We start from the raw sequence: 23,994 nt of genomic DNA, 5'->3' as shown, positions 1-23,994 counted from the left end.
TCTTTAGCGCCCCCCAAGGTTAAAAAGGTTGACAGGGGGGACAAAGGGGTGTATCAACAGCAGCTGAAAATTGAATAGGCGGTACACGATAATACTCAACCATCCGCGAGGATGGGGCGGAAAGCCTACAGGGTCTCACAGAGACAGCCGGGTTGCCGAAATGCCTGAAATGGTATACGGCCCCGGCTTTTTTTTGTTTTTTTTCGGGAAGCCAACCGCAACGAAAATAGACGGTAAATCATGTGGTTGAATCTTTTTTGCGACATGGCCGGTTTTGGTGATACGAGTCACAACGGTTCTGCAAAACAGGGCCGATAATACCAACAAAAGGAATAATCAAGCAGTACTGTTTCCGAAGGGGTAAACCCAGGGTAACCTGGGGACACAAAGCTACGGGTCCTGAAATGTCCTAGGGTTTTCAGGATAGCCGGGTTGGCGAGAAACAGGTTCCTCATTAGTCCATCAAAAGACTAAGGCGGGCTGTTTCTCTTTTTTGTGCTCGCGACTCGAAAGGCGCGGGCAGGAAAAGGAGAAGCGGACGCCGAAAGAAGTACAAAGGAGCCCGTTTATGAAAACCCGCACGCTAACAACTCTTATTCTTGCCTGGCTGCTCAGTTTTACCATGGTGGCAGCCAGCCAGGCCCGGGACGTGACCCTGCAGTGGGATGCAAACACTGAAACGACCGTTGCCGGCTACAAGGTCTACTACAACGCCGACTCGGCAGGCCCTCCCTTCAGCGGGACCGGAACGGTCGGCAAAGTGACCTCCACCACTCTCACCGGTCTCGACCCGAGCAAGACCTATTATTTCGCCGTCACCGCCTACGATGCCACCGGCACTGAAAGCACCTACTCAAATATCGTAAGCGCGGCCGAAGCAACTGCCCCCACCGTTTCGATTACATCCCCCGCCTCGGGCTCGTCCATCTCCGGTACCACCAGCGTTGCCATCAGCGCCACTGACAATGTGGGCGTCACATCGGTTGAACTCTATGTGGACGGCGTCCTCAAAGGAACCGACACCTCATCTCCGTACAGTGTGAGCCTGAACACCACCCAGCTTTCCGCCGGCACTCACACTCTCCAGGCCAAAGCGTACGACGCCGCCGGGAACGTGGGACAGTCCACGGCGTTTTCCGTGACAGTGGTAAATGATACGACGGCTCCTACGGCTTCCATTACCTCTCCGACCAGCAGTTCAACCGTGTCGGGAACCGTTACGGTAAACGTTTCCGCCACCGACGCCATGGGCGTGTCAAAGGTGGAGCTCTATGTTAATGGTTCCCTTTACGCGACCTACGGTTCGGCTCCCTACTCGATAACCTGGAACACCTCGTCGTATGCCAACGGGTCGTACACCCTCCAGGCCAAGGCTTATGACGCGGCGGGCAACGTTGGTCAGTCTTCCTCGGTGGCAGTCACCGTAAGCAATACGGTCGCCGACACCACGGTTCCGACCGTTGCCGTGAGCTCCCCCGCCAATGGCGCGACCGTGACCGGTACGGTGAGCATGGCCGCCACGGCGTCGGACAACGTCGGTGTGAGCAAGGTCGAATTCTATGTGAACAACGTGCTCAAGGGGTCGGATACGACGTCTCCCTACAACTACAGCTGGGATACCACCTCCACGGCCAACGGCAGCTACTCCCTGACCGCCAAGGCTTATGACGCGGCGGGCAACGTTGGTCAGTCTTCCTCGGTTACGGTCACCGTAAGCAATACGGTCGCCGATACCACGGTTCCGACCGTTGCCGTGAGCTCCCCCGCCAATGGTGCAACCGTGACCGGTACGGTGAGTATGGCCGCCACGGCGTCGGACAACGTCGGTGTGAGCAAGGTCGAATTCTATGTGAACAACGTGCTCAAAGGGTCGGATACGACGTCTCCCTACAACTACAGCTGGGATACCACCTCCACGGTCAACGGCAGCTACTCCCTGACCGCCAAGGCTTATGACGCGGCGGGCAATGTGGGGCAGTCGAGCAGCGTAACCGTGAGCGTGAACAATGTGACGACTCCCCCGTCGGGAAGCAACACGGCCATCTTCGGTAATGCCTTTGGCGCCAATTTCCCGAATACCGTGGAAGACACCTTCCTGAATATCAACGACGACGTGAACGCCACCGGCGTAAGCCTCAGCACCTATACCTGGCCCGCTGCCACGCCGGCCAACGCAGTCGTGATGAAGTGGGACGTTTCCGCACTGCCTGCCAATGCCGAGATCCAGAGCGCCACGCTCTACCTCTACCTGACTGAAGGCGGTGGTGACGACGCTTACGAAATTCCGGTCTCCGCCATCATCAACAAGAACCCGGTTGTCGCTTCAAGCACTGGCAATACCTACGACGGGACCAATGCCTGGACCGCGAGCAGTGTGGCTTACGGCGGGGTGCCCCTGGCCCAGTCCGATATCGACACGCCGGTTGATGCACCTCTGGTTGACAAGACCGTTGGTTATAAAGCCTGGAATATAACCAATCTGGTCAAGACCTGGCTGGCGACGCCGGCCGCCAACAGGGGTGTTCTGCTCAACTCCTCCAACAAGGCCGCCGTTGACAGCTACAGGCTCTTCGCTTCCAGCGAGGCGTCCGATACCAATCTGCGGCCGAAACTGGTGGTAACCTACAATCTGCCGTCCGATACTGCTGCTCCGACGGTGGCGGTGAGTGCCCCGGCTAATGGTGCGACCGTGAGCGGAACGGTGACCGTCAGCGCAACAGCCTCTGACAACGTGGGCGTGACCAAGGTGGAATTCATGGTGAACGGCACGGTCGCTTCCACGGTGACAACCGCCCCTTACAGCTACAGCTGGAACACCACGACCTCGGCCAACGGCACCTACACCCTGACTGCCAAGGCCTATGACGCTGCCGGCAACATCGGCCAATCTACCTCCGTATCGGTAACGGTGAACAACCAGATCGGCGACACCACTGCGCCGACCGTATCGATCACTTCTCCGGCCAATAACGCGACCGTCAAAGGAAGCATTACCGTCAGCGCCAGTGCATCGGACAACGTGAAGGTGACCAAGGTCGAGTTCTACCTGGACAACGTGCTCAAGCGCACCGACACGAGCTCGCCCTTTACCTACAGCCTCAACACGACCTCCGTAAGTGATGGCACCCATACCCTGACCGCCAAGGCCTATGATGCGGCAGGCAATATCGGCGAGACAACCGTGACGGTGAAGGTCGCCAACGATGCAACCGCGCCGACCGTGTCACTGTCGGCCCCGACCAGCGGCGCAACGGTAAGCGGTGTCGTCTCCGTCAATGCCACCGCAACGGACAACCTGGCAGTTGCCAAAGTCGAATTCTACGTCAACAATGTCCTCGCGAGCACGGATACGACCTCTCCCTACAGCTACAGCTGGGATACCTCCACCGTTGCTAACGGCGTCTACAGCCTGACCGCCAAGGCCTATGATGCGGCCGGCAACTCGAAGGTTTCGACCGCCGTAACCGTAACCGTCAATAACATCGTGATCATCAAGGGCGATGTGGATGGCGACGGAGCGATTACGGCCAATGACGCGCTCATCGTTCTCAAGGCGGTCGCGGATCCCACCCTGTTGACCTCGACAGTGCAGAGCATGGGTGATGTGGCGCCGGTCGATCCGGTTACCTCCAAGCCGGTCGGCAACGGCAAGATTGACATCAACGATGTACTGATTCTTCTGCGCCGGGCGGTTGGTCTGACGACCTGGTAACCGATCCCTGATCGGGGACCCCGCTGTGCGGAGGTCCTGAAACGAAGCCGCCTTTCCCGCTCTGCCGGGGGAGGCGGCTTTTTTCGTCCCGTTGACGGATCAAGATTATAGTGATTCCAAGATGACTAAGAGCGTCGAGATATCTGACAATTTTTTGGGATATTGCACATGTCGTCACTGATATTGTTTGCAAAACAGTCGGTTGTAAGGTGGTACGTATTATGCTGTTCATCATTAGTGGGCATGCTTAGAGCAAGGTACGTGCTTTGATTTCTCGCAATAGCCTCTAAATGGTCTTCTTTTATGTGCCGTTAGTGATGCATTCGCATGCACACACAAACGGTGGAGATCCCTCTCCACAGGCATTTAAGGAGGTTGGCCATGAAGGTACTCGTTTTTCTCCTCGTGACATTCCTATCCCTCACATCGGTCGGCGTTCACGCAGCTCCATTGACCTATCTGTTTGGCGGCAAGGTAACCAGTAGCACCATGGGTGCCTTTGAGTTCTCTGAGGTCCAGGTGCAGGTCGGCAGTCCCTTCATTGGTTCGTTCACCTATGACAGCTTAGGTAGCAACCCGCAGCCTGTGAACTTTGAAGTCGCTGTCCTGTATGAATATATCACGGGACTTGGACAAGGTTGGACCGTGCTTGTCGATAAGACTCAGGCTCAATTAGGTGTATCCACCCCTGATGTTCTTGGTTTCGATAGTCTAGCCATTGTTTCGAATGCTCCGGTTTTTGGTGTCTTTGCCGGAAAGCTGGAAAACAACCAATTGCTTCTTTACGAGTCCACATATTGGCCAAGCATTCTGTCGGATACAACTAATACCGCTGCAAATCTGTTGCTTCAGGGGCCAGGTGGAGCAATGGATTATTGGCTCAATCTCGACGCATTCACCATACAAAAGTTTTTTGGGGTTCATGGGCTCTTCGAAGGAGAACCCTGGAATTTCGTCGGACAGATTGAGTATCTGCAGCAAACAAGCTCGCCGGTTATCGTTGGGGTGGTGCCGGAACCGGGGACGGGGTTGCTTATCGCCTTCGGCCTTGCAGGGCTGTGGGGGGTAACCGCATGCTGCCGCAAGCAGAATAAAGGTTGAGGCCAACTATCGCTAGGGGTGTATGAGTGATCGACGATCTTGTCGAATTAGTTTACATTTTGAACAAAAATATATTCTGGCGATTGAATGTAATGCGTTGAATTTGCAGTGATGAATGGATTGGTTTGAAAATTGAATTTAATGACTGAATATCATCACGCAGGTGACGAACCACAAGGAGATATACATGAAAAAATTGATAGGTTTGGTGGCAGGGCTGCTTCTCATGGGAGGCGTAGCCCAGGCCTCGCCGCTTACCTTTACGGACACCACGCTTTTCACTTCTACAGGAACCCTCGCCGCCCAGGATTTGGTGAGCTATGGGGGGAGTAGTGTGAACTTCCTTGAAGGCACCGGGGATTACGTCGCCTGGAAGCATCAATTCACCTTTACGCCGCCGGCCCAGCAGATATTGAGTGGCAGACTGACTCTTACCCTCCTTGACGACGATGCCGACAAACTGCTCAACCCTCTTACCTGGGAACTCGCCTTCGGCTATGCCGAGGATGGTTCCTGGGCCCTTGGCGGAGTGAACACCGGCGCCTATGGGTATAATGTGAATGTGGAATTCCTCAAAGACGGGGAGTTTAACGTGAAGCTCGCATCGCTGCTGGGAGACTTCTACATCACCCGCTCGGATCTGACCATCACCTACGAGCCTGAGTCGGCTCCCGTTCCCGAACCAGGGACGATCGTTCTGCTGGGCGCCGGCCTGTTGGGGCTCGGAGCGTACAGCCGCAGGCGTATGAAGCGACAATAGTAACCCGGACTGATAACCCTTTCCAGAGTTCCCAGGGAGGCGGTGCTTCGGCACCGCCTTTTCTTTTTCCCCCGGAGTCCCACCCATAACGCCCACAACCGTAGGTATTTTGTAAAGTAATTACATACCCTCCTTGTGCCTGCACAAGATTTGGTGTAAATTTTATCGACAGTTGGTAGAAGATAACCTTGGAACTGCACGTGATTCATGGGATCGAGCAAAAGGAGCGCTCAATGACCGCTGACCGCACCATTTCCGTTATCGGACTCGGCTACGTGGGACTCCCCGTGGCGGTTGCCTTCGGCCGTGTCCGTCGGACTGTCGGATTCGACATCAATGCCGGCCGCATCGCCGAGCTCAAGCAGGGGATCGATCGAACCGGCGAGGTGACTGCTGAGGCCCTGGCCGCAGCGAACATCCTTTTCACCGACCGCATCGAGGAACTCCGTCTGGCGGATTTTCACATCGTGGCGGTGCCGACTCCCATCGATGAAGCGAATCAGCCCGACCTTACCCTGATGCTGAAGGCGTCGGAAACGGTGGGTAAGGCCCTGAAGCAGGGCGACATCGTGGTGTACGAGTCCACAGTGTATCCCGGTGTCACTGAGGACGAGTGCGTGCCGATCCTGGAACGGGTGTCGGGACTGCGCTGCGGCACCGATTTCACCGTGGGCTACAGCCCTGAGCGGATCAATCCGGGCGACAGGGAGCATACTTTCACGAAGATCACCAAAGTAGTGTCGGGGCAGGATGCTGCGACACTCGACGTAGTTGCCCGAGTGTATGAATCAGTGGTGACGGCGGGGGTTCACCGGGCGTCGAGCATCAAGGTGGCCGAAGCGGCCAAGGTGATTGAGAACACACAACGGGACCTGAACATCGCCCTCATGAACGAGTTGGCCCTGATTTTCGACCGGCTGGGCATCGACACTAGCGAGGTGCTGGAGGCGGCCGGAACCAAGTGGAACTTCCTCAGGTTCAAGCCGGGGCTCGTGGGAGGGCATTGCATCGGTGTGGATCCGTACTATCTGACCCACAAGGCGGAGAAGATCGGTTACATCCCCCAGGTGATCCTGGCGGGCCGCAGGATCAACGACGGTATGGGCAAATTCGTGGCCCAGAAGACGGTGAAAGAGATGATCCTGGCCGGACACCCGGTTCTGGGAGCCAGGGTGACGGTGCTCGGCCTCACCTTCAAGGAGGATTGCCCTGACCTGCGCAATTCCCGAGTGATCGACATTATCCGCGAACTTGAGGAGTATGGTGTGAAGGTTCAGGTCTACGACCCCTTGGCCGACCCCAACGAGGCCCTGCATGAATACGGGGTGACGCTTGTGCCGGCAGATGGTCTGGAGCCTGCAGCTGCGGTGGTTGCCGCTGTGGCACACCGTCAGTTCCGGTCCCTGGCCGGGGATGACTTGCTTCGATTGATGGGGCACCCCCCGGTTCTCATGGACGTTAAGGGTATGTACGACCAGAACATGCTGCGGCAGGCGGGAATCCGCTTCTGGAGGCTCTGAGCCGGTCATGATGCAGTTGGTCCTTTCAGCGGCGGCGGTACTGCTCTCCCTGGCCGTAATCGGAGTCACCATCCGCCGTCAGGGGCTTACCCTTTCAGTCTGCGCGACAGTTGCCGCCCTGACGGCGGCTTCGGCTCTCGAAGTCTTGGACCTTGTCGTAATGCTCGACCCGGATCGACTGTTTGAATGGAAACGGTGGGTTCTGGGGGTCGAATCCCTTTTGCCTGCGGCTTGGCTTACCTATAGCCTCACCCACTCCCGGCGGACTGCGACATCTGCTGTGCCCCGGTTGCAGCGGTTTTTCCTGGCCGCTACGGCTGCGTTCCCACTGGCCGCTCTGCTGCTGCCGCCGGAGGTTTTCTTCTATTCACCGGATTTCGCCACGGAGCGGGTCCTGTTTCTGACGGTTCACGGCTACTACTTTTATCTCGGCCTGCTTCTCTTTGCTGTGATTTCCCTCGTCAATCTGGAGGGGACGTATTCTCATGCCTCTCTCCTGGAGCGCTGGCGAATCAAATTCGATTTCATCGGCGCGACCAGTTACCTTGCGCTTCTGGTGCTCTACTACAGCCAGGGGCTGCTCCATCGCTCTCTCAACATGGGGCTGTTGCCGGTACGATCCCTGATTCTTGCCCTTGCCGCTGCCATGATGCTCTATTCGCTCCTCGCACGGGGCAGCGGCGTGCGAATCGCGGTCTCGCGGAACATGGCCTACAAGTCGGTGGTGCTGGTTGCCGTAGGGCTGTACCTGGTTGCCGTGGGGGTGATGGGGGAGGGGTTGCGCTACTTCGGGGAAGGCTTCCCCAAGGCAATGGCCATTGCCGCCCTGTTCTGCATGGGCATTGCCCTGGTGGTCATTCTCTTGTCAGAGACCCTGCGCCGCAGGGTCCGGGTCTTCATTCACAAGAATTTTTACCGGAGCAAGTACGATTACCAGACCCAGTGGCTCCACTTCACCGACCTGTTGGCCTCTGCCCGCAGCTCTGACGGTCTCATGGAGGCAATCCTCGCCGGCTACAGCGGGGTTTTCGGCATGAACAGCGGAGTTCTTTTCCTTAAAAGCGGAGACGACGGCTTATTCCGCTGGGCCGTCGCTCGGGAGCAGGCGCTGGCCGGTGCATTTTTCTCATCTAACGATCCTCCGGTGCGCCGGATGGCGGATGAGGGCTGGATCGTCAATCTCCGCGAGGCAAACCCTGAGGAGTTCTCCGGTGCCGGTGAGTTTGTGCGGGAGAACAACGTCGTATTCCTCATCCCTCTGTCGTCCGGCGAGGGGCTTGAGGGGATCGTTGCCCTGGGACGACCCGTGCATGAGGGAGAGTTCTATCACTACGAAGATTACGACCTGATGAAGACCATGGCTCGCCAGGCCGCATCGGCCCTCATGAACCTGCGCCTCTCCGAGGAACTGGCAAGCGCCCGGGAACTGGAAGTGATGGGGCGGGTATCGACGTTTATCATCCATGACCTCAAAAACCTGGTCTATACCCTGTCGCTTACCGTGGACAACGCCCGTGACCATATCGCCGATGCCGAATTCCAGGAAGACATGCTCGGCACCCTCGGCAATACGGTGAACCGGATGAAGCTGCTCATAGCCCGGTTGCGCGGCCTGCCTGAGAAGCAGTCCCTCTGTTTCGAAGAGGTCGATCTCCTTCGACTTGCCGAGGAGAGCGCGGGGCTTGCCGGCGGCCGGGGCAGCATCAGTGTCGGCGGATCTGCTGTTTCCGCCCGGGTCGACCGCGAGGAGATCCAGAAAGTGGTCGTGAACCTGGTGGTGAACGCCTTGGAGGCCACGGAAGGGAAGGGGCCGGTGGCGGTGGAGGTGGGCTGCGGCACCGCCCCTTACATCCGCGTGACCGATGCCGGCTGCGGTATCCCCGATGCGTTTCGTGCCCACCTGTTCTCGCCCTTCAGGACCACCAAGAAGAAAGGGCTCGGCATCGGGCTCTACCAGTGTCGCCGGATCGTGGAGGCACACGGCGGGAGAATAGACGTGGAGAGTACGCCCGGACAGGGTGCGATGTTTACGGTGTGGTTGTAAGGGGGTAGGAGATTCCATGGAAAAACTGCTGATCGTCGACGACAACGAAGATATTCGCAAACAGCTGAAATGGGGCATCGGCAAGGAGTACACGCTGTTCCTGGCGGCCGATGCCCGGGAGGCCATTGATGTTTTTCGCAAACAGCGGCCGACGGTGGTTACCCTTGACCTGGGGCTGCCACCCCATGAGGATAGCTCCGAGGAGGGGTTCCGCTGTCTGGAGGAGATGCTGCGCATCGCTCCCGATGTGAAGGTAATCGTCATTACCGGCAACGATGGCAGGGAAAACGCGGTCAAGGCGGTTCAACTGGGGGCCTACGATTTTTATCAGAAACCGATCAATCTCGACGAGTTGAAGGTGATCGTGAAGCGGGCGTTCCACCTTCAGACGTTGGAGGAGGAGAATCGGCGCCTCCAGAGTGCGCTGGACGGCGGCTCCACTGAATTCAGGGGGTTTGTCGGCCAATGTCCCGAGATGCAGCAGGTATTTTCCACAATCCGCAAGGTAGCGGCTTCCGATATCTCGGTACTGATCCACGGCGAGAGCGGCACGGGCAAGGAACTGGTGGCCCGGGCGATCCACGCCATGAGTCTGCGCAAGGACGGGCCGTTTATTCCCATCAACTGTGGCGCCATCCCTGAAAACCTTCTGGAGGCGGAGCTCTTCGGACACGAGAAGGGGGCGTTCACCGGCGCCCTCAATCGAGTGCTGGGGAAGGTCGAGTACGCCCACAAAGGGACCCTGTTCCTCGACGAAATCGGAGAGTTACCGCTTAATCTTCAGGTAAAGCTTTTACGTTTTCTGCAGGAGAAGGTTATCCAGCGGGTCGGCGGCAGGGAGGACATCGCCGTTGATGCCCGGATCGTGGCTGCCACTAATGTTGACATCGCCCGCTCCATGGCCGAGGGGACCTTCAGGGAAGACCTGTTCTACCGGATCGGTGTGGTTTCCATCACCCTGCCTCCCCTCAGAAGCCGGGGAGAAGATGTAATGCTCCTGGCGAATCTGTTCCTGAAACGATTTTCGATTGAGTTGCGCAAGAAGACCAAGGGGTTCAGCTCAACATCGCGTGAATATCTCGAAGCCTACGCCTGGCCCGGCAACGTGCGGGAGTTGGAGAACAAGGTCCAGCGGGCCGTGCTCATGGCAGCGTCGCCGATTATCGAGCCGGATGACCTGGGATTCACCGAACGGCCGATACCGAGGGCATCCACATCGCTGGAGGGCGTATCGCTCCGTGAGGCACGGGATCGAGTTGAGCGTGAGATGGTACGCGAGGCCATATCAAGGTGCAAGGGGAACATTGCCCGAGCAGCCGAGGAGTTGGGGATCAGCCGGCCAACTATCTACGACCTGATGAAAAAACACGGGATAAGTGGGTAAGAGGGATGTCAGGTCAGGGGTGCATTGACAGGGGCTCTTTCTTTTTGTCGCCTGCGGCCCGAGACCCGTTACCGGTTTTACCTTTAGGTTCATGGCCGGTTTCTTTGGCCTGTTCCCTCTGAGTCTCCAGAACGGCTTCAAGGGCATCCACGACGCGGGGATCGTACACGGTCCCCGCTTTTGTTTTGAGTTCTTGCAGCGCGTGCCGGACGGGTACCCGCTTGCGGTATGGGCGATCCGACGTCATGGCGCAGAAGGAGTCGACCACTGCCAGGACGCGCGAAATGAGCGGGATGTCGTCCCCCTGGAGACCATCGGGGTATCCGGTGCCGTCAAGGTGCTCATGATGGTGGAGGATGCCGCGCTTGACCTCTTCGGAAAACTCGATGGCATTAATCAGCCCGACCGTGGTGTAGGGATGGACCTTGAGGCTGTTGCGTTCGGCCGGCAGGAGCGTTTCCCGTTTGTTGAGGATGCTCTTTTCCATCACCACGAGTCCCAGGTCGTAGAGCATGGACGCATAGAGCGCTACCCTGCACATATCCTCTCCGGCACCCAGCCGTTCCATGATCCGTACCGTAAGTTCCGGCAGGATCGAATCCTTCTTGTGATACTTCTTCTCGGCCGTGATCAGGTTGTCGAACGACGTCATGAAGTTGCGGAAATTATCCTCATGGTGTTCGCCGGCATGAAGTCGCTCGATGAAGTATGATACCCGTTCGCTCAGAAGGGAGGCCACCTGGTAGTCACGCCGGGTGAAGGGGGTTGCGGTGCGCTTGTTGTTGAGGTTGAGCACGCCGATGACCTTGCCGCCGACCCTGAGAGGGAGCGAGATGAGGGATTTGTTGTTGTACTGGGAAATGTTTCTTCTGCCGAACCGCGGATCTTTCTCGATATCTTCGATGAAGAGCGGTTTCCCTTCCAGAGCCACCCAACCGGCGATCCGGTCGCCCAGCCGCACCCGCGTCTGCTTGATGAGATAATCTTCAAGCCCTCGGGCACTCTTGATGACCAGGTCGCCGGAGATATCGTCGCACAGCATGATGGAGCAGATGTTGAGATCGAGCACTTCCGCGATGAACTCCAGGAACATCTCGATGGTGTTGTTCATGACCGCGTCGACCTTCTGCCGGGTACTCTTGGGGATCGCCAGATTGACGATGAGACCCTGCTCCCCGTTCTCCGCGACCAACTCCCACTGGTGGAGGTCCACCACCTTGCGGGCAAGATAGAGCTTCAGCTTTTCATCGGGCTGAGTGGCCTGGAAGATGTGACTGGAGCTGAAAAGGAAGGGGAGGATTGCTTCAGGTATCTGGCGCGGGAGCTGGATCGAAACCTCCACGTTGTCATTTTCGCCCACCATTACGGTCACTGCATCGCCCCGCTCAAGGAAGTGGCAGAGTCCTTCGATGATATTCAGGAAAAACTGGACGATTCGCACCTTGTCGCCGACGATGTCCGATGTCTCCTCGGCGATCTTGATATCGACGGTGATATTCTTGCGGGCCAGGAACGTTTTGAGGTTTTTTGATCCGAGGACTTCGTTGAGAACCTCCTTGAGACTGACCACGGTCTTGGTGACGATCATGGTTTCATCTTCGAAGCGGAGGAAATCAAGCTGATTTTCAACGATGGCGATGAGCTTGTCGGTCTCGGTGGCAATGATGTCGTAGAACTCCTGCTGTTCCAACCGGGTGAGCCGGTCCGATTGCTGGAGATAGTAGACGGAGCCCTTGATGGAATTGAGGGGGGTGCGCAACTCGTGGGACACACGGGTGATGAATTCGGTCTTGGTAACATCGCTTTCAATGAGCTTGCGATTGATTCCCTCCTGCTCACCCGCCTTGTACCGCAACTGGTTGACCAGCATGGCGTTTTCCAGGGCAATGGCCGCCTGGTTGGCAATGATCTTTATGAGAGAGAATTCGTCATCGAGAAACGGCGTGCCGTCAGCCTTGTCGTTGATGTTGAGCAGGCCCAGCAGCCGATCCTTGCTGACGATGGGACATGAGATGAACGAGGGTGTCTTGTACCGGTCGCGGGTCATTCCCTGAAAACGGGAATCCTGGTCGATGTCCTTTACCAGGATGGGGACGCGACCCTTGGCGACAATGCCGGCAATCCCTTCACCGAGCCTTGCCCGGTAGGTCCTCATGAGCTGAAGGTCTATACCGCGGCCGGCAAGGATGAAAAGCTCATCCCGCTCGTTGAGAAGCAGGAGTGAGCCTTTTTCCGCCCTCGTATAGTTCACTGCCAGATCGAGCATCAGGTTGGCGATGGCGCTGATATTGTCGGTAACGACGAGCGCGTTCGAAATTTCCTGAAGGATCGCGAACTTCTTCTCGAAGAGGCGCAGGTTTTCTTCGGCGAGGGTCATGGTTGGCCGTTTCCAGGTTGCGTTACCGGCAGCATACCTATTGAGTTCACGTCATTACGTATGGCTGTATATTCCCTGATTAATAGAAAAAGCAACTAGGGTGCCAGAATGTTAATCTTTAAAATACTGGCTATTTCAGCTGGTTATATTGGTGATATAAGTCGTTGATGAATGGGGTGTCGAAAATGTTTACACTAATGGAGGTGTTTTCCTTGGTTTTGACGGAAAAACTGACACAATTTTACGGTTTGAGCTTTCGCTCCAACTCCAGGTCAAGGGTCTTGAGTTTTTCCAGGTTGAGTCTCAGTTCCTTGTTTTCCCTGGTCAGGGACAGGTTCAGGTCACGCAGTGATTTGATCTGGCGGCGCAGTTCGCCCGCTGCTTCGATGCGGGCTGGGATTTCAGCGATGAAGTCACTGAGGGGAAGGGCCTGGTGGGCCCAGGGGCTGTCGGGATAGTCGCGTTGCAGTTGGTCCAGAAGTTTTGTGGCCTTGGCGATGTCTCCGGTGCGGGGTTCGCTGGGCAGCCGGAGCAGTGCCAGGCGGAAAAGGGCTTCGTCAGTGACGCCGCGGACCGGCTTTTCGATGATGATGGCGTCGAGAAGCACTGTGGCGTTGTCGATTCGCCCCCGGGCGATGAGTTCCACCGCCAGGCTCAACTTCTCTTCCTGGGCTGAACGTTGCCGAATATCCGTCACGACTTTGCGTACGGGAGCGCACCCGGTCGGCAGGATCAGGATCAGGACAGCCGCGAGCAGGCGAAATTTCATCGTTTTCCTTTGCGCCGGTTGATAAGGTAATTGCTTCCCGGCGTGCTTTTCAGCAAGTCTTTGATATCAGCGGCCGCTTTGGCGATATCAACGGCTGAGGCGAATTCCTCGCGGCTGCAGATGACCACGGCGATTGAAATGCTCATGATGGGGAAGGTGCGCGGTACGCCGTAGCGGTCGACCCCCTCGATGGCACCTTTGGCCAGGTCCTCTGCGCTGTAATGCTGGCGGATGAAGTCGTCGAAGCGGGTGATGACATGTTCGCACACCGGCCCACCCTTGTCGGAAGCCACCACCATGACGAAGTCGTCGCCCCCCACGTGTCCCACGAAGGCATCGCCCCCCGCCATTTGCCGGACCGTGTCGTGGATCAGTTCTGCCGTTAATTTTATCACTTCACTTGCTTTTATATACCCGTAATGATCGTTGAACGCCTTGAAATTGTCCAGATCGGCGTAGCAGACCGCAAAGGGCTCACCCGACTGGAGCCGTCGGTTGAGGACCCGTTCGATGGCGATGTTACCCGGAAGCCTCGTGAGAGGGCTGGCGTCGAGGCTCATCTGTTCCAGTTCCTTCAGCTTTTTCCCCATGCGGACGAAGTCGCCGGCCAGAGCGCCGATTTCGTCTCCGGCCGGCAACTGGGGATCGTAATCAAAGTCCCCCTCGGCGATCCGGTGCATCCCCTTTTTGAGTTTGGTAATGGCGGTCGAAATTGAATGGACGGTCAACGAGGCCACGGTGAGGGCGAGGATAAAACCCGAAAAGGCCAGAATCAGGGCCAGCCGCACCGTTGCCGATTCGCGCCGGTCCGCTTCGGCCAGCTTCTGATCGAGGAGGGCGCGCCGCAGGGCCGAGATGGCGTCGATACGGGCGGCAACTTCGTCCGAGTCTTTTTTGGCGGCCAGGGGATCGCCGTTGCCGGTGGCGAAGATGCTTTCGGTGGCCTGCCGATACCTTTCATAGCTGGCAACCAGGTCGCGGAAGGGCTGATCGTTGCCCCGTCTCCCCAATTCGCCGAGAATTGTCATGAATTCGCTCTGGCGCTGGTTGAAAAGATCCTTGAATTCATCGCTTTTGAGGATCAGGTAGCGTCCGGCAAAGCGGTCCTGGGCGCTGAGCGACTCGCGAAGGCGATACGTGGCGCTGATGACGAACAGGTCGGTTCGGGCTATTTCCTTTGCGGTCCTGTTTTGGGAGTAGAGACCCAGCAAAGCGAAGACCAGTGCCGCTGTCGTGAGGAATATGACGACCGCGTAGCTGGCGATCAACTTCTGGACGATGCTGAAGCGTCGCTGGAATGTGGGCATTGAATGGCGCCTCTCTGATGAGAAAAACAGCTCATTTTAGTCCAGAGGGGGTGGTAAGTCAACGACTGGCTCTCTGCAGAAGCAATGGCCCACGCACCGCCGTAAACCGCGTGATGGCGCGCCCTCTTTGCGGTTGCGGGGTTCCGCGTCCTGTGCTATATAAGGCTCAATTTACCTGCGTGTCTGAAGCGCGCGGAGCCCAAGCGAGGTACTCCGGCATGACCGGTCTTGATCCCATTATCGACAACGCCCTCCAGGAAGATATCCATACCGGCGACATCACGACCCTTTCCGTAGTCCCTGAGCCCCGTCCGGCCCGCGCCCGCCTGATTGCCAAGGAGCCGCTCGTTCTGGCTGGCATCGGTGTGGCTGCCCGCGTTTTCCATCGCCTCGATCCGGCAATCAGGTTCGATGCCCGTTTCCCCGATGGCGCACGGGTAGAGACGGGTACACTGCTCGCCGAGATGGCCGGTGATTCGGCTATGCTGTTGCAGGGTGAGCGGGTGGCACTCAATCTTCTTCAGCGCATGTGCGGCATTGCAACGCTTACCGCCCGTTATGTGGAGGCGGTGGCCGGAACCGGCGCCCGTATTGTAGACACCCGCAAGACCATGCCGGGACTTCGAGTTCTGGACAAGCACGCGGTGCGCCTTGGCGGGGGCATCAACCACCGGACCGGCCTGTACGACGGTGTTCTCATCAAGGAAAACCATATTGCCGCTGCCGGCGGGATTACCGAAGCGGTCCGCCGGGCCCGGGCCTACATCCCCCACACCATGAAGATCGAGGTGGAAACCGAATGCCTTGAAGAGGTTGCCGAGGCACTGGAGGCCGGGGCCGACATCATTATGCTGGACAACATGGACCTGGATGCCATGCGCAGGGCGGTCGGCCTCATCGCAGGCCGGGCTCTGGTGGAAGCGTCGGGAGGGGTAAACCTGGAGACGGTGCGGGGAATAGCCGAAACCGGTGTCGATATTATTTCGGTGGGAGCATTGACCCACTCGGCGCGTGCCATGGACATCTCCATGCTGTTGGAGGCCGAGTGAGCGGAGAGCGCCCACGCCCTGCCGAGGCGACCGAGCGGGACATGGATCGGAAGATCCTGGAGCTGTTCCGGAGCCGTTCGGGGGGGGTCGTCTCCGGTGAGGCCCTGAGCACTCTGCTGGGTGTTTCGCGAACCGCCGTCTGGAAGCACATCAAAAACCTCAAAAATCTGGGCTACCGCATCGAGTCGGTCCCCTCCCGCGGTTACCGTCTCGTGGCCTCTCCTGACATCCTCATCCCGGCCGAGGTCTCCGCAGGGATCTCGGTGCGCCGGATCGGCACCCATGTGGTCTGTTTCCGGGAAACGGTGTCTACCAATACCGTGGCATCGCACCTGGCTGCCGAAGGCGCTGCCGAGGGGACCGTGGTGCTGGCTGACGCCCAGACCGGCGGCAAGGGCCGACTGGGACGGCGCTGGGAATCACCGCCGGGGGTAAATGTATACTGCTCGATAATCCTCCGTCCTCCCATATCGCCGCTTCATTCACCTCAACTCACCCTCCTGTCGGCCGTGGCAACGGCCGAGGCCATCGAGCGCACTTCGGGGCTTGTTCCCGCCATCAAGTGGCCCAACGACATCCTGGTGAACGGCTTCAAGGTGGCGGGAATGCTCAATGAGTTGAGCGCCGAAACGGAGCGGGTTGAGTACCTCGTCCTGGGGATCGGTGTCAACATCAACATGGAGCGGGACCAGTTTCCCGGCGATCTTCGCTATCCGGCCAGCTCACTGGCCCTGGAGGCGGGGCGGACCGTGGAGCGCATTCCGTTTGTCAGGGCGCTGCTGGAATCACTGGATCGCCTGTACGATGAGTATTTACTGAAGGGGTTCTCTCCCGTGCGCGATGCCTGGCTCGCCCGTAGCGCCGTCATGGGCCGGCGGGTGAAGGTCGATGGTGGTGCTGGTATCCTCGCCGGTACGGTTGAAGGGATAGATGAAATCGGAGCCTTGTTGGTAAGAACCGCCGGAGGTTCTCTGGAGCGGGTTCTGGCAGGTGACGTTTCGCTCGAAGGTTGAGGGGACGGCGGTAACGCGCCGTATTCCCGGGGGACGTCTCACCGTGTGGAGGAAGTGTGCTTCTTGTTATAGACGTGGGTAATACCAATATCGTGCTCGGGATTTACGATGGCGAGCGCCTGGTGAGGGATTGGCGGGTCTCCACGGACAAGGCCCGTACTACCGACGAGTACGGTATTCTCATAAATGAGTTGTTCCGCTTGGCGGGCCTTGGGCTCGATCAGATCCGCGCGGTGATCATCTCCTCGGTGGTGCCGCCCCTCACCGGCGTGCTGGAGCGTCTTTCCCTGGGGTATTTCGGGATGCGTCCCCTGGTGGTGGGACCGGGCATCAAGACAGGCATGCCAATCCAGTACGACAACCCCCGGGAGGTGGGGGCCGACCGGATCGTGAACGCGGTGGCGGGGTACGAGAAGTACCGCACCTCTCTCATTATCGTCGATTTCGGCACCGCTACCACGTTCGACTACGTGAACCGCAAGGGAGAGTACTGCGGAGGGGCCATCGCGCCGGGACTCGTCATTTCCACCGAGGCCCTGTTCCAGCGGGCCAGCAAGCTGCCCAGGGTTGATATCATACGTCCGTCCGCGATCATTGCCAGGAACACGGTCAATTCGATGCAGGCGGGAATTTACTATGGTTACGTGGGGCTCGTAGACGAGATCGTCACCCGGATGAAGGCCGAGAGCAAGGATGCGCCCCGGGTTATCGCTACCGGAGGGTTGGCGTCCCTCATAGCGCCGGAGTCCAAGACCATCGAAGCCGTCGAGGAATATCTGACACTGGAGGGATTGCGCATACTGTACGAACGAAACAGGGAGTGAGACAGCGGATAATTGCAGCGGATGTGAAGTGCCCACTGTGGGAATCACGGGTCGACGCCGACCTCTACCTTACACGTCACGGGAGGATGTATGGGCAAGTATGATACCGCGAAGCTGAGAAACCTTGGAATTGTGGCCCACGGGGGCGCCGGCAAGACCTCGCTCACCGAGGCCATCCTGTACACGGCCGGGATGATCGACCGCCTCGGCCGGGTGGACGACGGCACCTCCACCATGGATTTCGAGCCCGAGGAGATCAAGCGCAAGATCACGATTTCGTCCTCCCTGGATCACTGCGAGTGGAACGGTCATTCACTCCATATTGTCGATACCCCTGGCTACGGCAACTTCATCGCCGATACCCGGGCCTGCATGCGTGCTCTTGGCGGCTGCGTTGTCATTCTTTCTGCCATCTCGGGGGTCAAGGTGCAGACCGAGGAGGTCTGGGAGTGGGCCAACGAGTTCGAGTTGCCGCGCATCGCCTTCGTGAACAAGATGGACCGGGAATATGCCAATTTCCTGCGGGCCATCGACGATATGGAGAAATCACTCAAGGCTCGTGGGGTTGCCGTCCAGATGCCGCTTGGCGCGGCTGAGACCTTCGAGGGGGTCATCGACCTGATCACGATGAAAGCGTACCGTTACGCCAAAGACACCTCCGGCACCTTCAAGGAAGAAGAAATTCCCGCCGAGTATCGTGACGAGGCCCAGCGGCTCCGCGAGCATCTGGTTGAAACCGTGGCCGAGGCTTATGACGGCCTCACCGAGAAGTACCTGGAAACGGGTGAGCTGACCGAGGAGGAGATCCTGGACGGCCTGCGGGTGGGAACCCTGCGTTACACCTTCACACCGGTCTTCTGCGGTTCGGCCACCATGAACATCGGCGTGCGTCATCTGCTGGATTATATCTGCGCCTGCCTGCCGTCACCCCAGGATCGGGGAGCCGTTGCCGGTGCCAACCCCAAGAACGGCGAACCGATCGAGCGGCGCCCGGAGGAGAGTGAGCCCTTCTCTGCCCTGGTCTTCAAGACCACCTCTGATCCCTACACCGGCAAGATATCCATCTTCCGGGTCTATTCCGGCGTCCTCAATTCCGACTCCACCATCTACAATCCGGTCCGTGAATGCGAGGAGCGGATCGGCCAGATCTATGAACTGGAGGGCAAAAAGCAGAAGCCGATCAAGCAGGCCGTTGCCGGCGACATCGTTGCGGTTGCCAAGCTCAAGGAAACCCTCACGGGCGACACCCTCTGCGACAAGGATCACCCCATCATCTACGAACCGGCGAAACCGCTCCAGCCGGTGATTTCCTACGCGGTCCAGCCCAAGACCAAGAATGACGAGGACAAGATCCACGGTGCACTCCAGAGGCTCATGGAAGAGGATCAGACCATTCAGGTCCGCCGCGACGAGAAGACCCGGGAACTGATTCTTTCAGGCATGGGTCAAGTTCACCTGGAAGTGACCATCGAGAAGCTCAAGCGGAAGTTCAACGTAGACGTGGAAATGAAGACGCAGAAAGTTCCCTACCTTGAAACCTTCAAAGCCCAGGTCAAGGCCCAAGGCAAGTACAAGAAGCAATCCGGCGGACGGGGCCAGTACGGCGACTGCTGGGTTGAATTCTCGCCGCTCGGCCGGGGAGATGGGTTCCAGTTCGAGGATAAGATCGTGGGTGGTGTTATACCCCGACAGTATATTCCTGCCGTGGAAAAAGGGATCTTCGAGGCATCCCAGGACGGCTTCCTTGCCGGCTACCCCCTGGTGGACTTCAAGGCGGCGGTCTATGACGGCTCTTTCCACACGGTTGATTCGTCGGAGATGGCGTTCAAGGTGGCCGGCTCCCTCGCGTTCAAAAAGGCCATGGAGACGGCCAAGGTGGTGCTGCTGGAGCCGATGATGAACATGAAGGTCACCGTGCCCGAAGAGACCATGGGCGACGTCATCGGTGACCTGAACTCCCGTCGGGGTAAGGTGGTGGGGGTTGAGCCCAAGGCCAATTCCCAGATCATCCGTGCCGTGGTCCCCATGTCCGAGGTGCTGGCCTATGCCAACGACCTCAAGTCCATGACGAGCGACCGAGGGCTTTTCACCATGGAATTCTCCCACTACGAGGAAGTCCCGACGCATCTGGCGCAGAAAGTCGTTGCCGAGTCCCAGAAGGCGGAAGGCAAGAATAATCATTAAGCTGCAGCGGGTCACAGGCGGCGGACGCACCGACAGACGGCGCTCCGCGCCCTGCGCACGGCAGCGGTTTTCGGAGGAGGTAACGAGCGTTATGAACATCGAATTCGATCAGGAACCCGCAGGCCGGGAGCCGGAAAACAAAGGGGGAAACACGCGGGTACTCCTGCTTGTCCTCCTGTTGCTCGTGGCGGTATTCGGATACCTCTACTATTTCACCGGCTTCATCAAGCCCCGTGAAGAAGTGAAGGCTCCTGCACCGGTCCAACCGGCTCAGGTCAAGCAGCCCATCCCTCCGCGGACCGAGGCGCAGCCTGCTGGCGAGGGTGCGAAGGATGCGGCGAAAATCGAATCTGCCGCTGCCCCGAAAACCGAACCCGCCAAGCCGGAAGCTGGGAAAGCCGAGGCTCAGAAAGAGCCGGCCCCGAAGGCCGCGCCCTCCAAGGATGCCGCGAAAAAACCCGAACCCGCACCGGCCAAGACCGCGAAGTCGGCTCCCGCACCACAGGCAGTGGCCAAGACCGCCCCGGCGAAACCCGCACCTGCGCCTGCTGCAGACAAGGCTAAAGCGGAAGCCGCAAAGAAAGCAGAGCCGACCGCAAAACCGGCTGCCAACAAGGGGGCGAAGCCCGAAGCCGCTGTTGCCGCAAAGGCTGCTGCTGGTGCTCCCGGCAAGAAAAAGCCTGCACCGGTCGAGCCGGCCACAGCGGCCGCCAAGGCCGGCGATACAAAGGGGGCCGCTGCGACAGCCAGGAAGGACAAACCCAAAGCCGCCGCTGTCGCGAAAAGCACGGCCACCGTCTCAAAGGTGGCTGCTACCGGGCCGTATACCCTCAGAATCGGCGAATATGTGGTTCCCTCCGCCATGGACAAGGATAAGGACAGGGTCCGGAATGCCGGGCTCACACCGGTTGTGAAGGAAGGGAGCAAAAAGAAGGAACCGATGGTCCGCCTGTTGCTGACCGAGGCTGCTGATCAGGAAGGAGCCCGCCGCGAGCTTGCCCGCCTCAAGGACGCCACGGTGGAAGGGTTTATTCTGAACGAAGGCGGCACCTACCGGGTCTATGCCGGATCCTATTTCGTTGCCGAGCGGGCCCAGCGCGAACAAGCTCGACTGGCTTCCCTCGGGATAAAGGTGGCCCTCCGCAAGTCGTCGGTATCCGTGCCCACCCTTGTGCTGACCGCTGGCATGTTCGAGACGAAAGACGAAGCTCTCAAGGCTGCCGCAGCGCTCAAGAAGGCCGGGCTCAAGCCTGTCCTTGCCGGAGCCGGCAAGTAGCGGGAGGAAAGTCCTGGCAGTCACCCTGAGAATATCGTCCGCCGCCGCGGCACTTCTGCGCAGGGATGCACCCCGGGAGGAAAAACTCAGGTTCACCGCCGAAGAGCATGCGCTTCCCGCTGCCGAGGAGGTGACGGTCCTGTTTTTTCTTGCTCTGGATACCGACGCGGAGGTCCACGGGAGTGCGAGAAAGCGGTTGAGAGGCGTGCCGTTGGCCGTCCTGGCCGATGCTGTGGCGTGTCGCACCCTTCACCCCCGCGTTCTGGATGCCCTTGCACGTCTCCACTACCGGTACGGGGAATTGGCCACCCAGATCGCCGTCCACCCCAATTGCGACGACGGTACCCGTGCCTTTCTGGCAGAACGGGGGATTGCCGCGGCCGTGGGAGTGACGACCGTACACCCTGTGCATACTACGGAGCACCCGCCGCAGGATGAAGTGCCCGCCGAAGAGGATGATGAACCGGTGGACGAGGAGAGTGAGCAGTTCAAGAGCAAGTATCAACTCGCCCAGGTGATGGGGGTTGCCGAGAAGATCAAGATAGCCCAGACCGGCGACAAGGAATGGAGGATGATTCTCATCAAGGACTCCAATAAGCTCGTATCCGGGACTGTTATCAGAAACCCGCGCATCACCGAGTCGGAAGTCCTTGCCATTGTCAAGTCATCGATCCAGAACGATGAAATCCTCAGAGTCGTCTGCGCGAGCAAGGAATGGCTCAAGAATTACCAGATTCGCAAGGCACTGGTCGAGAATCCCAAAACCCCGATCCATTCCGCACTTCGCCTGCTGACGACCCTTACCGAGAAGGACCTGTCTCATCTGGCCAAGAGCAAGAACATCCAGACGGTCCTCTCAACCCAAGCACGGAAGCTGCTTATTGCAAAAAAGGAGAAGCGGTAGTGGGGGCTTACGCCGCCTGCCACGCCCTTTCCGGAGATTCACATGGCCCTGCTCAACAGCGCGAAACGCGAAATCAACGCCAAGATCGTCTTCTTCGGAGCACCTTGTTCCGGCAAATCCTCACTGCTACGCTACATCCACGGCAAGCTCAAACAGGAGTTCAGGGGGCCCCTCAAAACCGTCGGGGGACGCCAGGACCGCCTCTTTTTTTTCGACGTGATGCCGCCGGAGCTGGGCGAAGTGAACGGCAACCGGGTCCGGTTCCATCTCTATACGGTGCAGGGCGAAGTTGCCGATCCCGCCACCTGGAAGATGGTGCTCAAGGGGGCTGATGGGGTGATTTTTGTTGCGGACGCGTCCCCCGACGGCTTTGCCGGCACCCGGCGGAGCCTTGAGGATCTGCGGGAGATTTCCCGTGGGTACGGTCAGGATGTTTCGGCACTGCCGTTTGAGATGGTGTGCAATAAGAGCGATCTGCCGGATGCCGTTTCCGCCGACGACCTGCGCTGTGAACTGGGGGTCGATGCAGTTGCGCTTCCCTGCTCGGCGGTTACGGGGGAGGGCATACTGTCCGCCCTGTCACGCGTGGTAAAGTCGGTGATCCGGAACCTGCGGGATCGCCAGTCATCCGATGGCGGAGGGGTGGAGGGGCTCACGGAGGATGTGAAGGAGACCCGGGACGATGCAGTCGTCGCTCAACCGCCGGAGCACGGCGCTATGGCAATGCCCGTTTCCGATGGGCCGCACGTTTCCCTTGAAGAACCGGTCGGCCCCGCAGGATATCCCGAGTTGAGCCTGGTCGGCATTCCGACCGTAAGCGGCAGAGTCTGCCGCATGACTCTCGCGGTTCGGGCCGGTGACTGCGAGTCCCGCTACTCCCTGACCGTTACGCTCGATCCAGAGCCAACCGACGGCTGACATCACACTCTGTCGGACCATTTCCGGCGCCTGTGAGGAACCATGGATTTCACGTTTGAGATGATAGGAAGGCTTGTCCTCGCGTCTGTCCTTGGCGCACTCATTGGTCTGGAGCGCGAGCTGCACGGTCGTCCCGCCGGTTTCAGAACCCACCTGCTCGTTTCCCTTGGCGCCTGCCTCTTTGTTGTCACCTCTATCGAGTTCCATCGTCTCTATGCCAATACGAGCGGCGTAGGCTCCATCGGTGCCGACCCCGGCCGTGTAGCAGCCCAGGTGGTGGCCGGTATCGGCTTTCTGGGCGCCGGGGCCATAATTCGCGAAGGAACTTCAATCAGGGGTCTTACCACCGCTGCCTGCCTCTGGGTCGCCGCCGCCATCGGACTTTCCTGCGGTATCGGTCTGTTCGCCATCTCGCTGTTCGTCACTGCCATCTCGCTGGCGGCCCTGCTTCTGCTCAAGAGGGTCGAGGGGCTGCTTTCCCGCGATACGTACACCTCCGTCAAGGTCTGGAGCGACGATCTGGAAGGACAGCTGGAACGTATTGAACAGATTTTGCAAGAGTGTCGTCTTCAGGTACTCACAATGAGCGTGGAGAGGGATATGACGGCAGCAAGTCTGCGTCTCACCTATCAGGTCAAAGTCACTTCCCGCGGTCATGCATGCGGCATTATGGATGCAGTGGTGTCCGTGGCCGGCGTTAAGCGAGTCAGGATCGACTGATTTGCCGGCCGGCGTCACGAGTGAAGTGTCACGTGCTAAAACAGCGTGCAATTTTTAGCATTCTATTATGAAAATATTAAATGGTTGCAATAAATGCGCGGTTGAAGGTGCCGCGTCAGAGCATAACAGCAT

General features: G+C 58.5%; 17 protein-coding genes and 2 riboswitches. Of the genes, 14 read left to right on the top strand and 3 right to left on the bottom strand.

From position 1 onward, the window contains the following. Window positions 1-83: 83 nt before the first annotated feature. Window positions 84-160: riboswitch (cyclic di-GMP riboswitch) on the top strand. Between the two features lie 189 nt (window positions 161-349). Next, window positions 350-440, top strand: a riboswitch (cyclic di-GMP riboswitch). A 128-nt stretch (window positions 441-568) separates the two neighbouring features. The 6 genes from GS_RS09785 to prsR all read left to right on the top strand — a co-directional run bounded on the left by GS_RS09785 (window position 569) and on the right by prsR (window position 10,521). Further along, window positions 569-3,712, top strand: a complete 3,144-nt coding sequence (locus tag GS_RS09785; RefSeq protein ID WP_010942590.1) for an Ig-like domain-containing protein — start codon at window positions 569-571, stop codon at window positions 3,710-3,712. Window positions 3,713-4,093: 381 nt separating this feature from the next. Further along, window positions 4,094-4,813 (top strand): PEP-CTERM sorting domain-containing protein, encoded by a 720-nt coding sequence (locus GS_RS09780; RefSeq protein ID WP_010942589.1) that lies wholly within the window; start codon window positions 4,094-4,096, stop codon window positions 4,811-4,813. 187 nt (window positions 4,814-5,000) lie between these two features. Further along, window positions 5,001-5,573, top strand: a complete 573-nt coding sequence (locus tag GS_RS09775) for a PEP-CTERM sorting domain-containing protein (protein WP_010942588.1) — start codon at window positions 5,001-5,003, stop codon at window positions 5,571-5,573. A gap of 233 nt (window positions 5,574-5,806) precedes the next feature. Continuing rightward, window positions 5,807-7,093 carry a nucleotide sugar dehydrogenase gene (locus GS_RS09770; RefSeq protein ID WP_010942587.1) on the top strand — a complete coding sequence of 429 codons (1,287 nt, stop codon included), beginning with the start codon at window positions 5,807-5,809 and terminating at the stop codon, window positions 7,091-7,093. Between the two features lie 7 nt (window positions 7,094-7,100). Beyond that, window positions 7,101-9,137, top strand: a complete 2,037-nt coding sequence (gene prsK, locus GS_RS09765) for an XrtA/PEP-CTERM system histidine kinase PrsK (protein ID WP_010942586.1) — start codon at window positions 7,101-7,103, stop codon at window positions 9,135-9,137. Between the two features lie 16 nt (window positions 9,138-9,153). Next, window positions 9,154-10,521 (top strand): PEP-CTERM-box response regulator transcription factor, encoded by a 1,368-nt coding sequence (prsR, locus tag GS_RS09760; protein WP_010942585.1) that lies wholly within the window; start codon window positions 9,154-9,156, stop codon window positions 10,519-10,521. Between the two features lie 13 nt (window positions 10,522-10,534). Here the strand turns inward: prsR and GS_RS09755 are convergent, their stop codons facing one another. The 3 genes from GS_RS09755 to GS_RS09745 all read right to left on the bottom strand — a co-directional run bounded on the left by GS_RS09755 (window position 10,535) and on the right by GS_RS09745 (window position 14,974). After that, window positions 10,535-12,898: an HD domain-containing phosphohydrolase gene (locus tag GS_RS09755; RefSeq protein ID WP_010942584.1), complete on the bottom strand. Its 2,364-nt coding sequence runs from the start codon at window positions 12,896-12,898 to the stop codon at window positions 10,535-10,537. Window positions 12,899-13,139: 241 nt separating this feature from the next. Next, a complete protein-coding gene (locus GS_RS09750; protein WP_010942583.1) occupies window positions 13,140-13,667 on the bottom strand; it encodes a lipoprotein in 528 nt (175 codons plus the stop codon). After that, window positions 13,664-14,974, bottom strand: a complete 1,311-nt coding sequence (locus GS_RS09745; protein ID WP_010942582.1) for a diguanylate cyclase — start codon at window positions 14,972-14,974, stop codon at window positions 13,664-13,666. Before GS_RS09745 ends, GS_RS09750 begins: the two co-directional genes overlap by 4 nt. A gap of 218 nt (window positions 14,975-15,192) precedes the next feature. Between GS_RS09745 and nadC the strand changes: the two genes are divergently transcribed. The 8 genes from nadC (at window position 15,193) to GS_RS09705 (ending at window position 23,862) form a co-directional block, all read left to right on the top strand. Then, window positions 15,193-16,023, top strand: a complete 831-nt coding sequence (nadC, locus tag GS_RS09740; protein WP_010942581.1) for a carboxylating nicotinate-nucleotide diphosphorylase — start codon at window positions 15,193-15,195, stop codon at window positions 16,021-16,023. Next, entirely contained in the window at window positions 16,020-17,036 is a 1,017-nt protein-coding gene (locus tag GS_RS09735) for a biotin--[acetyl-CoA-carboxylase] ligase (RefSeq protein WP_010942580.1), read from the top strand. The genes nadC and GS_RS09735 overlap by 4 nt, the downstream gene beginning before the upstream one ends. Before the next feature lie 56 nt (window positions 17,037-17,092). Beyond that, window positions 17,093-17,860, top strand: coding sequence for a type III pantothenate kinase (locus GS_RS09730; protein ID WP_010942579.1), 768 nt, complete (start codon window positions 17,093-17,095; stop codon window positions 17,858-17,860). Window positions 17,861-17,950: 90 nt separating this feature from the next. Further along, on the top strand, window positions 17,951-20,044 hold the full coding sequence (gene fusA / locus GS_RS09725; RefSeq protein ID WP_010942578.1) for an elongation factor G: 2,094 nt from the start codon (window positions 17,951-17,953) through the stop codon (window positions 20,042-20,044). A 91-nt stretch (window positions 20,045-20,135) separates the two neighbouring features. Then, window positions 20,136-21,320, top strand: a complete 1,185-nt coding sequence (locus GS_RS09720; RefSeq protein ID WP_010942577.1) for an SPOR domain-containing protein — start codon at window positions 20,136-20,138, stop codon at window positions 21,318-21,320. Then, the gene (locus GS_RS09715; RefSeq protein ID WP_010942576.1) at window positions 21,301-22,224 is read left to right on the top strand and encodes a hypothetical protein; all 924 of its coding nucleotides are present in this window, start codon (window positions 21,301-21,303) and stop codon (window positions 22,222-22,224) included. The genes GS_RS09720 and GS_RS09715 overlap by 20 nt, the downstream gene beginning before the upstream one ends. A 42-nt stretch (window positions 22,225-22,266) precedes the next feature. After that, window positions 22,267-23,142: a GTP-binding protein gene (locus GS_RS09710; RefSeq protein ID WP_010942575.1), complete on the top strand. Its 876-nt coding sequence runs from the start codon at window positions 22,267-22,269 to the stop codon at window positions 23,140-23,142. Between the two features lie 42 nt (window positions 23,143-23,184). Next, window positions 23,185-23,862, top strand: coding sequence for an MgtC/SapB family protein (locus tag GS_RS09705; protein ID WP_010942574.1), 678 nt, complete (start codon window positions 23,185-23,187; stop codon window positions 23,860-23,862). Window positions 23,863-23,994 lie beyond the last annotated feature (132 nt).

Source organism: Geobacter sulfurreducens PCA, assembly GCF_000007985.2.
Lineage (GTDB): Bacteria > Desulfobacterota > Desulfuromonadia > Geobacterales > Geobacteraceae > Geobacter > Geobacter sulfurreducens.
This window is presented reverse-complemented; position numbering and strand designations above follow the sequence as displayed.